This window comes from Oribacterium sp. WCC10 (genome assembly GCF_900113415.1).
Classification (GTDB): domain Bacteria; phylum Bacillota; class Clostridia; order Lachnospirales; family Lachnospiraceae; genus Oribacterium.
On sequence record NZ_FOPH01000001.1, the window covers coordinates 281,224 to 296,785 of the forward strand.

Consider the following 15,562-nt stretch of genomic DNA (forward strand, 5'->3'; position numbering starts at 1 on the left):
GAGATATTTCCGGGATCCAATAATGCTTCCTTAGTGCACGATTTAGAGAAACGCTGATTAAAGCGTTTCCCTGGCCGGAGTCACTGATAAAACACGGGGATTGCCTGTATTTTATCGGATACAGCAGTTTTTTTCTTACATCTTTGCTATTTCTTCTTTGAGAGTGCTGAGAAGCTCGCCTTCAGGTACCTTTCGGATGATCTCGCCCTTTTTGATAAGGAGACCTTCGCCCTTGCCGCCGGCGATTCCGATGTCGGCTTCCTTTGCCTCTCCCGGACCGTTAACCACGCAGCCCATAACCGCTACCTTGAGATTCTTATGATCATACTCTTCTACAAGAGTCTGAACTTCATTTGCCAGACTGATGAGATCAATGTTGGTTCTTCCGCATGTAGGGCAGGAAACAACCTCGATTCCTCCGGTACGGAGACCAAGGGTTCTCAATATAAGTTTTGCGGACTTGATTTCTTCTACAGGGTCGGCACTTAATGAAACTCTTATGGTATTACCGATACCCTGACCAAGTATCATGCCGAGGCCGATGGATGACTTGATATTTCCGGACCACACGGTACCCGACTCTGTGATACCTACATGAAGCGGATGGTTGGTTTTGTCAGCGATAAGCTCATGAGCCTTTGCGCACATAAGAACATCAGAGGACTTGATGGAAATAACCAGATTGTCATAACCCATATCCTCAATGAGTTTTACCTTATCAAGAGCGGACTCGACGATACCTTCAGCGGTAACGTGTCCGCCGTACTTTGCTATGAGATCCTTCTCAAGGGAACCGGAATTAACTCCGACACGGATAGGGATATTTCTCTCCTTCGCACAGTCTACTACAGCTTTTATCTTTTCGATGGAGCCTATGTTTCCCGGATTGATACGGATTTTGTCTGCACCGTTCTCCATTGCGGCGATAGCCATCTTGTAATCAAAATGTATGTCTGCAACAAGAGGGATGTGAATTTCCTTCTTGATCTCCTTAAGAGCCTTTGCAGCCTCATTGGTAGGCACTGTACAACGTATGATCTGACAACCTGCTTTTTCAAGCCTGAGAATCTGTTCTACAGTGCCTTTGATATCTTCTGTTTTTGTGTTGCACATAGACTGGATGGCAACAGGATTGTTACCTCCGATCTTGACATTTCCTATGGAAACAACATGTGTATTTTCTCTTGGTAACATATATAAATCTCCATTCCGTCGGGTTTTCCCCGACATAAATAGTAGTTAATTATGATCAGACCCGGAAATTGTTGATTCAGGCACATCCGGAGAAATGCCGGTATTCCGGCAATCATCCACCGAGTATAGACGCGTAAGCGCCGGAAACAATATTCCAGATATCGTTTGACATGATAAATGCCATCAGAGCAAGAAGGGCGATCATTCCTATCTGATTGATGCGGCCTTCAAGATCGGGATCAAGCCGTTTTCTCGATATCATCTCAAACAGGATGAATATCAAACGTCCCCCGTCAAGTGCCGGTATGGGCAAAAGATTCATGATGCCGAGATTGGATGACAGCATGACAAGGAGTGCAAGAAGCACCAGGAAGGCATTTAAAAGGCCAAATTCCGTTGACTTCTCCACCGTTGTACCCATGACAGTTACAGCGCCCACAGGCCCCATGACTTCGTTTCTGTGAACTTTTCCGCGAAGCACCAGACCCAGGCTCTGCAAAACGATGGTCATATTATAACGTACTTCATAAAATGTATCTGTTAAAAACTCATAAAGATTTCCAGCCGCAAATCTTCCACCGTAAAAAGAGAGTCCAAGCATGTAGCGACTGTTTTCTTCGTTATAGTATGGCTTGAAGGTTATGGTTTTCTTTTCACCGTTACGGATGACTACCGCATCAAGCAGTGTGTTATCATCGAAATCTTCTGAATTGATGTAAAGCCAGATTGAAAGATCTCTGTAACCCGGTACGAAGGATAAATGCTTATCATGATAGCCTAGATAACGGAATGAGTCTCCGTCTTCGAATCCTGCGGTTGCGGCAGGAGCATTATCCACGGAACCTGCTACATAAAGGTTGTCAAAGCCGCAGAAAAAGACGATAATGCCTGCCAGTATGGCTGCCAGTATGAAATTGTTCAGTACCCCGGCTATGCAGATGAAAAATCTCTGATATGCAGGCTTGTCCTGGAATGAGTATTTTTGGATCTCAGAACGGCGGAAACGTACTCCGTCATAGTCTATCCACGGGTCTCTGTTCTTGATTTCGTAACCGATTTGTTCAGAAGTATCTTCTCTTGTTGACTCTTCATAAGCGCTCAATGTGACGGATGTGTCCTGACTTAAATCAGATGACTCCGTGACGGTAAGTTCCGTATCAGACCCGGACTCCTGTTGCGGCTCCTCTTCTTCAATCTCCTCGCCTGTTGCTGTAGAGAAATCTCCTGAACCGGCAGCATCCTCTCCAAGCATGGCGCAGCTTCCGCCTATGGGAAGGAGCTTCAGTGAATAACGGGTGTTTTTCCACACACGACTGAAGATTCTTGGCCCCATGCCTATGGAAAACTCAAGGACACCGACATGGCAGAGTTTGGCTGCCAGAAAGTGTCCCAGTTCATGAAAGAATATCAAAAAGCTTAAACCTAAAATTGCGACGATGATACTCAAGTAGTTCTCCTCTATAAATATATGTTTTTTCCGATTATAGCTGACATAAAGACAGTCAGTTAATATCTTTGTTTAAAGGACTATCATCTTAAGGAAACGCTTATCAAGGCGTTTCCCCGGTGGGATTTTCGATGCGAAGCATCAATTTCTTTTGAAAATCCGTGTCCCGACGCCGGAGGTTCTATGGAAAACACTGATTAAGTCAGTGTTTCCATAGAATTGGTCTTTACGAAGTCTCTTGCCCACTTTTCTATAGAGAGAATTTCCTGAAGGGTAGGTGAAACCACCAGATTCTTCTCGTGAGCGTCCATGGCTTCTTCGATAACATCTGCTATCTCAAGGAAATCTATACGATTCTCAAGGAACATTGCTACGGCCTCTTCGTTGGCTGCATTGTATACAGTAGGCATGGAACCGCCTGTTCTTCCAGCACGGTATCCCAGGGCAAGTCCCTTAAATGTCTCCATATCCGGATTCTCAAAGGTAAGTGTGGCGAGCTCTGCAAGGTCAAGACGCTTGTCCTCTGTGAGCGGATGACGGTCAGGAGCATAAAGAGCATACTCTATAGGGATGCGCATATCCGGAAGACCGAGCTGTGCCTTGACTGAACCGTCAACATACTGTACCGCTGAATGAACTATGGACTGAGGCTGTACCACAACCTTTATCATATCTACAGGTACATCAAAGAGCCAATGGGCTTCAAGTACTTCAAGTCCCTTGTTTACCATGGTTGAAGAATCTATGGTTATCTTTCTTCCCATTGCCCAGTTGGGGTGCTTTAATGCATCCTCCTTGGTTTTGCCGCGAAGATCTTCTCTCTTCTTTCCTCTGAAAGGTCCGCCCGAAGCGGTGAGAAGAATCTGTTCTATACGATTGTGCGGCTCTCCTGTAAGAGACTGCCAGATGGCACTGTGCTCAGAATCGATGGGCTTTATCTCGATGCCACACTCTTCAGCGAGAGGCATGATGATGTGACCTGCGCAAACGAGGGTCTCCTTGTTGGCAAGAGCCACCTTCTTGTGAGCCTTAAGGGCTGCTATGGTAGGCTGAATGCCGATCATACCCACAACAGATACCACCACTTCATCACAGCTTTGCATGGTGGAGATCTCTATGAGGCCGTCCATGCCTGAAAGAACTTTCACCGGCAGACCATAGGATCTGAATATTTCAGCTTTTGTCTCATCATAGATGCATACGGTTTCCGGATGCAGTTTTTCGACCTGCTCACGAAGTTTCTCGATGGATCCGTAAACAGCGAGACCTGTAACAACAATCTCTGGATCATCCTTTATGACGTCAATGGTCTGGGTTCCAATGGAACCTGTAGAACCAAGAATAACTAATCTTCTCATGAATAATTTCTCCGTTTTCAGTATCAGACTTTCGAAGTATCCTTCCGGGGAGTCTGACATAATACATTAGAGTTTATGGTATATGAATATGATCACTTTAATCTATATTCAAAACGTGATAGTTTTGTGAAAACCTGCGCTTCCTTTAATTTAAAAATGTCAGTGCAAAGTATACTGCCGGAGCGGTAAAGATCATTGAATCAAATCTGTCCATGATTCCGCCATGTCCCGGAATGATGGTTCCGTAATCCTTTATGGAGTAGTCGCGCTTTATTCCGGAAGCTGTAAGGTCGCCCACCATGGATATAAGTGCACCGATACCACAGGCTATTGCACAGGTGGCGGCAGGATCTATGATGAAAGTGAATCTGCTTTTGAAGATACTTGCGTAGATAAAACCTAAAAGCGCAGCACCTATAACTCCGCCAAAGGCGCCTTCTACAGACTTTTTCGGGCTGAGTATGGGAGTCATCTTATGCTTGCCGAAGAGCATGCCGACGCAATATGCACAGGTATCGGCACCCCAGCTTGCAAGGAATATCAGCCAGACCAGATAAGCCCCGTCAGGCATCTCCCTTGTCTGATAGAGATAACTCATCATGATACCGGCGTAGCAGACACACATAAATGCTTTTGCTACTGTTGAAATCTTGTAGGTGGGATAGGTAATAACATAAAAAGCCATAAGTGCCATGAGACTAAGCACGATCATGATGGTGAAATAGTCATTTATATTGAACCATACCAAAACATAGTAGCTTATGGTGGTCAGATATCCTATGAAACCCAATGATCTCTTTTCGATGCCAAATACTCTGTAGAGTTCATACAGTCCGATCATTGAGGTGAAGAATGTAAGAAGGAAGAGCAATGGTCCGCCCATAGGTACTATCACAACTGAGCAAAGCACAAGTATGATACCGCTTATAAGACGGGTGATGAATGAACTCATCTTCTTTTCGTTATGATCTTTTTTCAAATTATCTGTTTCTGTCATATATTTTCCTGAGTGATCAAAGATACTGTACATGCTGCCGGAATGCAGCAAATGTACTAATACAGTTAACAACAAAGACAGGCTTCTTTTTTATAAAAGAAGCCTGAGTCATAAATTATTTTTTTAATCTGCCGCCGAAACGACGCTCACGGCTGTTAAAGTTGTCAATGGCCTTGAGCAGTTCTTCTTTGTTGAAGTCAGGCCAGAGTACAGGCGTGATATAGTACTCGGCATACGCACTTTGCCAAAGAAGATAATTGGATATACGGAATTCACCTGAGGTTCTGATGACAAGATCAGGATCCGGCATACCGGCTGTATCGAGGTATCCTGCAAACTCCTGCTCTGTCAGAGATTCGATCTCTTCCTCGGTCTTTCCTGACTTGACGGCCTCAATAGTGAATTTTCTTATGGCACGGACTATCTCGTCACGAGAACCGTAATTAACGGCAAAAACGAATGTCATACCTGTATTCTGTGAGGTTTCCTGCTCCAGCTTTTCGATACCCTCACGGATATCAGGAGCAAAACGGCTTCTCTCACCAATCATGCGGGCTTTGACATTGTGCTCGTTTGCAACCTTAATGAGCTTAACCATATATAAACGGAAAAGCTTCATAAGTGCGCCGACTTCTTCTTCTGAGCGCTTCCAGTTCTCTGTGGAGAAACCGTAAACCGTCAGGTATTTGACACCGAGTCTGGCGCAATCCGCAACGATGGTTTCAAGAGTCTCGCATCCCTGTTTGTGTCCCATGGCTCTGGGAAGCCCTTTTCTCTCTGCCCAGCGTCCGTTACCGTCCAGAATTATGGCGATATGTGAAGGGATATTTCTCCCTTCACTGTCTATGATATCATTAATGTTTTCCATATCAGACTGTCATGAGTTCCTTATTCTTAGCTTCTACTGACTTGTCGATCTTCTCGCACATATGATCAGTGAGCTCCTGAATGTCCTTTGTTGCACGTGTAAGGTCATCCTCTGTCATCTCAGAAGACTTCTCAAGCTTCTTGGCAAGATCCATGGCATCACGACGGATATTACGGATAGCAATCTTGGCCTCTTCGCCCTTCTTTTTTACGTCCTTTGTGAGCTCCTTACGTCTTTCCTCTGTAAGCTCCGGGAAAACAAGACGGATAACTGTTCCGTCGTTTGTAGGATTGATACCGAGCTCAGACATATTGATAGCCTTCTCGATCTCCTTGAGGAGAGTCTTGTCCCATGGCTGGATCTGGATGAGACGAGCCTCAGGAACGGAAATATTACCTACCTGCTGAATAGGTGTAGGTGTTCCGTAGTAGTCTACCATGATACGGTCAAGAACATGAGGGTTTGCACGACCTGCACGGATAGTTGCAAGCTCTGACATCAGATTGTCATGAGTTTTGTGCATCTTCTCGATATAAATAGTAAATTGATCATCCATAATTATTCCTCCTAAACCCCTTTTCGGGGAAATGTTCATTATATTATTTTATAAATCACGCAGTGACTCTTGTTCCGGTGATCTTCCCCTTTAGAGCATTGGAAATACCGTTTTTTTCATTAAGTGAGAATATAGCCAATGGCATGTGATTCTCCATGCATATAACTGAAGCTGCAAGGTCGATGACGCCGAGACGCTTGTCAACAACCTCCTGTATAGAAAGCTCATCGTACTTTTTGGCGTCAGGGTTAACCTTAGGATCTGAATCGTAAACGCCGTCGATGGCCTTGGCAAGGAGGATCTCATCGCATTCAAGCTCAACAGCACGAAGTACAACACCTGTATCTGTTGAGAAGTATGGATGGCCTGTGCCGCCTGCGCAGAATACAACCGCACCTTCTGACATAGCCTTGAGAGCCTCATCCTTATTGAAGAGATCAGCCATATCTCCGATCTGGATGGATGACATAACCCTGGTCTTCATACCCTGTGTACGGAATATCTCTGATACATAAATACAGTTCATAACTGTGGCGAGGATTCCGACCTGATCAGCCTTATAGCGGTCAACAGCCTCTGACTGACGTCCTCTCCAGAAGTTTCCGCCACCGATAACGATAGCAATCTCAACACCTGCATCAACAGCTGACTTGACTTCCTGAGCAACCTCTCTGATGGTATCATCGTCAAAACCGAAATGTTTCTCACCGGCAAGTGCCTCGCCGGAAAGCTTCAGCATAACTCTGCGTTTATCTGACATACAAAATCTCCATTCTGCCAAAACATGGCATAAAGTGAGAAAGATAACCCTTCTCACTGATATCTTCTATTAGATTGTAATGCGGCTAATATTAATAACCTACATTAAAAAATATTCTAGCATATTAAAATCTTAGGGGCAACACAGTAAACAACCGTGCCGCTTCTTTTGATATGGTATGCTTCACATGAGTCATGACATCAGTACACAGATAATTAAAAAGCCCCGCGGCAGTATATGCCGCAGGGCTAAAACATCAATATTTATTCAAATGAACCGTACATAAGGTACCAGTAGCCGTATGGTGAGTGCCATGTACCCTTGAGGTTTGACTTCTGGAGCCAGAACTCGTTGTAGTATGCAAGAGGAGCCATAGCAGCATCCTTAAGCATAACCTGCTCAGCCTGGTGGAGAAGGTCATAGTGCTCGTTGATGTCGGTTGTATTTCTTGCATCATTAACAAGCTTATCGAACTCTGCTGATGAGTACTTGCCATCGTTGTTTCCGTTGGTTGTTTCAAGGAGGTTGATCATATTTGAAGGATCATCCCAATCATATACCCAGCCGTAACGTGCTGCATCAAAGTTTCCTGAACGACGGTCAGCAGTTACAGTCTTCCACTCCTGGATGTTTACATTCATTGTAACACCAAGCTCTGCCCATGCAGACTGGAGATACTCGGCAACTGCCTTGTGATATGATGTATCGTTTGTAAGGTAGTCAAATGCAGGGAAGCCTTCACCATTTGGATAGCCTGCCTCTGCAAGAAGCTCCTTAGCCTTCTCGAGATCAGCCTCGTAGTTATCGATGTCAAAGTGATCTCCATACTTCTCCTTGGTTACTTCTTCGAAAGAAGAACCTTCTGCAGCATCAGAAACACCTGTACCTACAAAGTTTGTTGCAGGTGAATATGTACCCTGCATGATAGTTTCTGCAACATACTTACGATCGATTGCGAGTGAAAGTGCCTCACGTACTCTTGCGTCATCAAAAGGAGCCTTCTGAGTATTGAATACTACAGAATATGTTCCCATGAGCGGCTCAACATGGAACTCTTCATTGCCCTCGAGTGAAGGAATCTCTTCTGTAGGAACATCCTTGATAAGGTCGATCTCGCCCTGGTTGTAAGCAGTGTATGATGTGTTTGAATCCTCGATAAGGTGCCATACGATCTTGTCGAAAGTGATGTTTTCTGCATCCCAGTAGTTAGGATTCTTTTCAAATACGATCTGAGAACCGTCTGTGAACTCAGTCATATAGTAAGGACCGTCTGTAATGTAGGTTGCAGGATCTGTTGTCCAGCCGTCTCCTGCAGCTTCGATAGTTGCCTGCTGTACAGGAACTGTAACTGCAAATGCGGCAATCTTGTCAAAGTACACACAAGGGCTTGAAAGATGAACAACAAAGGTGTTGTCATCAGGAGCCTCAACCTGAAGTGCATCAACATCGCCCTGTGATGCCTCTTCATAACCTGCGATAACATTGAGAAGGTCATAGCCATAAGGTGCAGCTGTATTTGGATCTGCGATTCTCTTCCATGAGTAAACAAAGTCGTTTGCTGTAAGAGCGCTTCCATCTGACCACTTGAGATCAGGTCTCAGATGGAAAGTCCATGTAAGACCATCCTCTGACTGCTCCCAGCTCTCAGCAAGACCGCCTACAACATCGTTGTTCTTGTCGAATTTGAGAAGACCTTCAAAAGCATGGATGATCATGTTTGCACCATCTGATGCTGAGTTAAGTGCAGGGTCAATAGTCTCAGGAGAAGGTCCGATCTGAACGTCGATGACATTCTCAGCTTCGCCTCCCTGTGCCTGACTTTCTGCAGCAGGTGTAGAAGTTGAAGATGAACCGCCACAGGCTGACAGAACAAGTGCTGCAGCGAGTGATGATGCAAGTACAGCAGTTACTTTCTTTTTCATAAATACCCTCCTTAAAAATAGGATTATCAGCTTTTAAAATGCTGAAATGATCATTGTGCTGTTTTGATCCGTGCACCGGATATATATGATTTGGGTCAGGATGCTTTCGTATGAAAGGTTGTCCAAAGATAATTCAGGCAGACATGAAACTATACTGACCCTTAAATCACTGAAATCTTTCAGGGAAACGATGATTAAAGCGTTTCCCTGGTCGAATTTTCGATGCGAAGCATCAACTTCTTTTAAAAATCCGTACCCCGACACCGGAGGCTCTGAGGAAATGCTGATTATATCAGTGTTTCCTCAGTTTACTTTATCCAGATGATGACATGCAGCATAGTGCCCCGGCTTGACTTCCTTGAATTCAGGTGTCTTCTGTGCACAGAGATCATCGGCATAAGGACATCTTGTACGGAACGGACATCCTGAAGGCGGGTTAACCGGTGAAGGAACGTCTCCGTTAAGGATGATTCGCTTTGAAGCCCTTGCTGTCTTTGGATCTGCTATAGGTATGGCAGAAATAAGTGACTTGGTATACGGATGCATAGAATGGAAAATAAGCTCATCGGAATCCGCAAGTTCAACCATATGGCCAAGATACATAACACCGATTCTGTCGGAAATATGATTTACTATGGAAAGGTCATGGGCGATGAAAAGATATGTGAGCCCCATCTTCTTCTGGAGATCCTCGAACATATTTACAACCTGCGCCTGAATGGAAACATCAAGTGCGGATACAGGCTCATCGCAGACGATGAATTCAGGATTAACGGCAAGTGCTCTTGCAATACCGATACGCTGGCGCTGACCACCTGAAAACTCGTGAGGATAACGGTTGGCATGTTCACTGTTGAGACCTACTGTTGAAAGGAGATCGAGTATCTTTTCTCTTCTCTCTTCCTTTGACTTGTAAAGCTTATGTATATCCAGAGCCTCTCCGACTATATCGCCGACTGTCATACGCGGGTCAAGAGACGCGTATGGATCCTGGAATACGATCTGCATCTTACGACGGTACGGAAGCATATTTGCTTTTGTGCCGGTCTCTGAATCAAAGATAACATTTCCGTCATATACGATCTTTCCGGAAGTGGGCTCTGTAAGTCTCAGAATCGAACGACCGGTTGTTGTCTTTCCACATCCTGACTCACCTACCAGACCGAATGTCTCACCCCTCTTTATAAAGAAGCTGACATCATCTACGGCTTTGACTGATTTGTTTGTTCCTGCCACAGGGAAATACTGTTTGAGGTGGGATACTTCAAGTAGGATATCTTCTTTGTTCATCAGTTTTCTCCTCCTCTGGTTAATGTTTCCTTTATGACATTACCCTGCTCATCTGTAGAAACGGTGGTTTTTCCGTTTTCAAAATCTTCTTTCTGCTGAAGCCAGCATCTTGAGTAATGTATGCCCTCATAGTGGTTTCTCAGAGGCTTTTTATCTATACAGATCTTCATGCAGTTTGCACATCTCGGAGCAAATCCGCAGCCCTTGGGAGGATTCAGAAGATCCACAGGCTGTCCTTCGATAGGAACAAGTCTTTCGTACTCCTTTTCGGCAAGGTTCGGAATAGACTTGAGAAGCCCCTTTGTATATTCATGTTTCGGATTGTAGAAAATATCGTCGGTAGTTCCGTATTCAACGATCTCTCCGGCATACATAACGGCAATGTGATCACACATGCTGGCAACTACACCGAGATCGTGGGTTATCATGATGATTCCCATACCAAGCTTCTTTTTCAGATCCTGCATAAGTTCAAGGATCTGAGCCTGAATGGTAACATCAAGAGCTGTTGTAGGCTCATCGGCTATGAGAAGCTTCGGCTCACAGGCAAGAGCCATGGCAATCATGACACGCTGACGCATACCGCCTGAAAGCTCGTGAGGGAACTGCTTTAATCTCTTGTCCGGTTCATTGATGCCGACCAAAGTGAGAAGCTCTCTCGCTCTTCTGGTAGCTTCTTTTCCTTTCTTGTCAGTATGAAGCTTGATAGCTTCTTCCAGCTGATTTCCTATAGTCCATACCGGATTAAGAGATGTCATGGGATCCTGAAAAATGATTGATACTTCCTGTCCGCGGATACGTCTAAGTTCCTTTTCGGACATCTGATCAATGCGGTGACCGTTGAATTCAACGGAGCCGCCCATGATCTTTCCATTCTCTGCTGTGAGACCCATGATGGAGTATGCGGTTACTGACTTACCTGAACCTGACTCACCTACTATTCCGAGAACCTCGCCCTCTTTCATCTGTATAGTTACATCATTTAATGTCTTGACCTCACCGGCCGGGGTGAAGAAGGAAAGACGTTCATGCTGTATATTTACTAAGTATTCTGATTCTGCCATGTTAAACTCCTTACTTCTGCTTCATCTTAGGATCGAATGCATCGCGAAGACCGTCACCTAAAAGATTGAAGCTCAGGATGATGATAAAGATAAGTGCAGCAGGTGCAAAAAGCTTTTCAGGATAAGTCTGGAAGCCGTTAAGAGCAGCGCTGGCAAGGGAACCCAGTGAAGGCATTGGGGCCTGAACACCGAGACCGAGGAAACTGAGGAAAGATTCAGTAAAGATCGAACTTGGGATCTGAAGTGTTGTGGTAACAATGAGTGTTCCTATGCAGTTTGTGATGAGATGCTTACCGATGATACGCTTGTCATCAGCACCGAGAGCCTTGGCGGCTGTAACATACTCTGACTGCTTGAGAATCATGATCTGTGAACGGACTATACGTGCCATACCTACCCAGTAAAGAAGGGCAAATACTATGAACATGGAGATCATATTAGGACCAAGCTTCTGTATCCATCCGAATCCCGGAGTTTCACCGAGACTCTCCAGCGGGAACTTAAGTGTCTGAGCAAGAAGAATGATGATCAGGACATCAGGCACTGTATAGATGATATCAACTATACGCATCATGATCATATCCACCATTCCGCCGAAGTAACCTGCTATGGCACCGTATAGTGAACCGATCACAAGGATAAGAAGTGATGCAACGATTCCGACTGTCATGGAAACTCTTCCGCCTACGAGAACACGGATCATGTAGTCACGTCCGTTCTGATCAGTTCCGAGAATATGAGGGAAAATGTTTTCGCCGGCAGCAATCTTCTGCTGCTCGAGCTTTGAAAATGCCATAGGGGCAAGTCTTTCCGAACCCTTGAGCTGTTCCTCATATCCGTAAGGATAAAACATAGGAACTATGTAACAGAAAAACATGATGATGAGCACAATAGAAAGTGCTGTCATTGCAATCTTATTTCTGCGGAATCGCTGTATGCCGTCTCTAAAGAAGCTTACAGATTCACGCATCACATTTAAGGACTGCTTCTCCTCCGATGAGGCTGGAGCAAAGTCGTCAACATTGAGCTGAAGACTCAATAGGTTTTTAGCTTTATTTTCAGACATATGAGAACTTTCCTTTCGGTTGTTTTCCTGTCCATCTGAACAGCATGCCGTTTTGCGGTATATGTATCATTCAGGAACAGGACTTGAAATTACTTAAGTTTGATACGTGGATCGATCACTGCATAAAGGACATCTACGATCACATTCATACAGATAACGAAAACCGCCAGGAATATGGTGGTTCCCATGATCATGGGATAGTCACGTGAAGTGATTGCTCCAACGAATTCAGATCCAAGACCAGGGATATTGAAGATCTTTTCTATGATGAATGATCCGGTCATAAGTGATGCAAGTAAAGGTCCAAGGTATGTAACTACCGGCAGGATCGCATTACGCATAGCATGTTTGAAAATGATAAGTACTGTGCTGACACCCTTTGCTCTTGCTGTCTTCATGTAGTCCTGACCCATGACATCAAGCATGGAGGAACGCATAAGACGTGCAATGTAAAATGTCGGGTAAAGTGCAAGTGCCGTAACCGGCATGATATAGCTTGCCGGAGTTGTAAGTCCCAAAGACGGAAGCAGTTTAAGCTTCGTGGTGAAAACATACATAAGGAGTGTTGATGAAAGGAATGACGGAATGGCTATTCCCGCAGTGGAAAGCACTACCAGTATGTTATCTACAAGTTTCCCCCTGTTAAATGCTGCGACTGATCCGAGCGGAACGCCAATGATGACTGCAAAAACAAGTGCGCAGGCACCAAGACGAGCGGATACGGGGAACTTGGTTGAGATGATCTCGGCAACTGTACGTCCTCGTTTCTTTAAGGACAAACCGAAATCTCCGTGAAGAAGACCGTTGATATATGTGATGTACTGCTGTGGCAACGGTTTATCGAGACCATACTTTGCTTCCATCGCAGCCTGAGCCTGAGGCGTTACGGCTTTTTCTGCAAGAAATGGTCCACCCGGTACCAGATTCATAATACAGAAGGTTAAAGTTGCGACAAGGAATGCCGTTATCACAGCCATGGCTACTCTCTTTGCTATGTACTTTGGCATAATTAAAAATACCTCCTTGATTAACAGACGTAATGTGAAATATACATTATAGTTATCACTATTTCAAGTTAAAATTTTAATGGTTTAAAGCGGATTAGTTTTAAATTGCTAAACTTGTTTGTTCGTTGCGGACATACAACTGTCTTGTGTACGCGTACGAAGAAAAATGAGCATTTTCGTATTTATCTATAAAAAATTAGTATAACAAAAAAGACTATTATATGTCTCGGCTATACCCTGCCGGTTATAAGTATCCTGATCAAAAATCTTCAGGGGAAATGTTGCTACTATCTGTAAAAGTTACTGTGGATTATTTTTATGACACTCCTTGGGAACATCTGTAAATCCGGCATGTGATTTGAGACTTTTGACCCTCACATCATGTAATAAAAAAGCTTCGCCGTTTCATCCGGCGAAGCTTGATTCGTTTATGGATAGACAAAAGGATACCGAAATGATGGTCCGGTGCCTCTTTGCATCATCAGTTATGGAAAAGTTTTGAGGTCTGGTACTGAGGCTCACAGGTGACATTGACACCTAATTTCTTGAAAGTACGTGAATCAACCTCTGAAAGGATAACAGAACTGTGTACCTCACAGCCCTTAAGTTTCTCGAGCTGCTGCATAGCGCGCTCTGCATTGTCATCTGTTGTGGCGCAGATGGTGAGAGCTACAAGAATCTCATCAGTATGAAGTCTCGGGTTACGATTGCCGAGATGTTCGGTCTTCAAGTGCTGTATAGGCTCGATGATCTCTCTTGAAATGAGATTTACAGAATCATCGATTCCTGCCATCACCTTAAGAGCATTCAGAAGCATAGCTGAACATGCTCCGAGAAGTGTGGAGGTCTTTCCGGTTACGATGGTTCCGTCGGAAAGCTCGATGGCTGCTGCAGGCTCGCCTGTGAGCTCTGCCTTTTGCTTGGCAGCGGCAACCGCAGGTCTGTCATCCGTAGAGATACCGGCCTGCTCCATGAGAAGCTGAAGTTTATCTACTACCTGTTGTGAACCGTCACCCTTACGAACATCACAAAGCGCTGTGTAGTAACGGCGGATGATTTCCTGACGTGATGCATAGCAGCAGTTATCATCGTCAACGATGCCGTAGCCCGCCATGTTTACACCCATGTCTGTAGGTGACTTGTACGGAGACTCGCCGTAAATACGCTGGAACATAGCGTTAAGGACAGGGAATACCTCAACGTCACGGTTATAGTTAACTGTGGTCTTGCCGTAAGCCTCAAGGTGGTAAGGATCGATCATGTTAACGTCATTTAAATCAGCAGTCGCTGCCTCATAGGCAAGGTTGACAGGGTGCTTGAGAGGAATATTCCAGATAGGGAATGTCTCGAACTTGGCATATCCTGCCTTGACACCGTGCTTATTCTCCTGATAAAGCTGTGAAAGACATACCGCCATCTTTCCTGAACCGGGACCGGGAGCTGTAACAACAACCAGGGAGTGAGTTGTCTGGATGTAATCATTCTTTCCGAATCCGTCATCTGAAATGATAAGAGGGAGATTTCCCGGATAACCCTGAATAGGATAATGTCTGTATACCTTTACACCAAGGCTCTCAAGCTTCTTCTGGTAAGCAATAGCACTTTCCTGACCGTCAAATCTGGTAAGTACTACAGAACCAACGAAAAGCCCGTAGCTTCTGAAAGCGTCGATGAGACGGAGAACATCCATATCATAAGTGATGCCCAGATCGCCTCTGACCTTGTTCTTTTCTATATCGCCGGCATTGATAACGACAACGATCTCTACATCCTCTTTCAACTGAGTGAGCATGCGGATCTTACTGTCGGGATGGAAACCCGGAAGAACACGGGATGCATGGTAGTCGTCGAAAAGCTTGCCACCGAACTCGAGGTACAGCTTGCCGCCGAACTTTGAAATACGCTCTCTGATATGCTCAGACTGCATCTTCAGATACTTGTCATTGTCAAAACCTTTTTTAAACATTTTTAACTCCCTGAAAATGAAATGAAAACAAATTGCTATATGAAAGGATTTCTTAAAAATAAGAGGA

Annotated in this window: 13 protein-coding genes; all 13 read right to left on the reverse strand. The window is 44.7% G+C overall.

Annotation, left to right across the window (positions count from 1 at the left end; translation table 11 throughout):
* Positions 1–135: 135 nt before the first annotated feature.
* Positions 136–1,194, reverse strand: a complete 1,059-nt coding sequence (gene ispG / locus BM294_RS01060; RefSeq protein ID WP_091204043.1) for a flavodoxin-dependent (E)-4-hydroxy-3-methylbut-2-enyl-diphosphate synthase — start codon at positions 1,192–1,194, stop codon at positions 136–138.
* Between the two features lie 112 nt (positions 1,195–1,306).
* Positions 1,307–2,641 carry a M50 family metallopeptidase gene (locus tag BM294_RS01065; RefSeq protein WP_091204045.1) on the reverse strand — a complete coding sequence of 445 codons (1,335 nt, stop codon included), beginning with the start codon at positions 2,639–2,641 and terminating at the stop codon, positions 1,307–1,309.
* A 197-nt stretch (positions 2,642–2,838) separates the two neighbouring features.
* Positions 2,839–3,999: a 1-deoxy-D-xylulose-5-phosphate reductoisomerase gene (locus BM294_RS01070; protein ID WP_091204046.1), complete on the reverse strand. Its 1,161-nt coding sequence runs from the start codon at positions 3,997–3,999 to the stop codon at positions 2,839–2,841.
* Between the two features lie 145 nt (positions 4,000–4,144).
* Positions 4,145–4,996 carry a phosphatidate cytidylyltransferase gene (locus tag BM294_RS01075; protein WP_242944374.1) on the reverse strand — a complete coding sequence of 284 codons (852 nt, stop codon included), beginning with the start codon at positions 4,994–4,996 and terminating at the stop codon, positions 4,145–4,147.
* A gap of 115 nt (positions 4,997–5,111) precedes the next feature.
* Entirely contained in the window at positions 5,112–5,864 is a 753-nt protein-coding gene (locus BM294_RS01080; protein ID WP_091204048.1) for an isoprenyl transferase, read from the reverse strand.
* A gap of 1 nt (position 5,865) precedes the next feature.
* Positions 5,866–6,420, reverse strand: a complete 555-nt coding sequence (gene frr / locus BM294_RS01085; protein ID WP_091204049.1) for a ribosome recycling factor — start codon at positions 6,418–6,420, stop codon at positions 5,866–5,868.
* A 55-nt stretch (positions 6,421–6,475) separates the two neighbouring features.
* A complete protein-coding gene (gene pyrH, locus BM294_RS01090; protein WP_091204051.1) occupies positions 6,476–7,180 on the reverse strand; it encodes a UMP kinase in 705 nt (234 codons plus the stop codon).
* 263 nt (positions 7,181–7,443) lie between these two features.
* Positions 7,444–9,102, reverse strand: coding sequence for a peptide ABC transporter substrate-binding protein (locus BM294_RS01095; RefSeq protein WP_091204053.1), 1,659 nt, complete (start codon positions 9,100–9,102; stop codon positions 7,444–7,446).
* 303 nt (positions 9,103–9,405) lie between these two features.
* Positions 9,406–10,392: an ABC transporter ATP-binding protein gene (locus BM294_RS01100; protein ID WP_175494392.1), complete on the reverse strand. Its 987-nt coding sequence runs from the start codon at positions 10,390–10,392 to the stop codon at positions 9,406–9,408.
* Positions 10,392–11,456, reverse strand: a complete 1,065-nt coding sequence (locus BM294_RS01105) for an ABC transporter ATP-binding protein (RefSeq protein ID WP_091204056.1) — start codon at positions 11,454–11,456, stop codon at positions 10,392–10,394. Before BM294_RS01105 ends, BM294_RS01100 begins: the two co-directional genes overlap by 1 nt.
* 10 nt (positions 11,457–11,466) lie before the next feature.
* Positions 11,467–12,522, reverse strand: coding sequence for an ABC transporter permease (locus BM294_RS01110; RefSeq protein ID WP_091204058.1), 1,056 nt, complete (start codon positions 12,520–12,522; stop codon positions 11,467–11,469).
* Between the two features lie 89 nt (positions 12,523–12,611).
* On the reverse strand, positions 12,612–13,529 hold the full coding sequence (locus BM294_RS01115) for an ABC transporter permease (RefSeq protein WP_091204060.1): 918 nt from the start codon (positions 13,527–13,529) through the stop codon (positions 12,612–12,614).
* A gap of 481 nt (positions 13,530–14,010) precedes the next feature.
* Positions 14,011–15,495 carry a DUF1846 domain-containing protein gene (locus tag BM294_RS01120; RefSeq protein ID WP_091204062.1) on the reverse strand — a complete coding sequence of 495 codons (1,485 nt, stop codon included), beginning with the start codon at positions 15,493–15,495 and terminating at the stop codon, positions 14,011–14,013.
* Positions 15,496–15,562 lie beyond the last annotated feature (67 nt).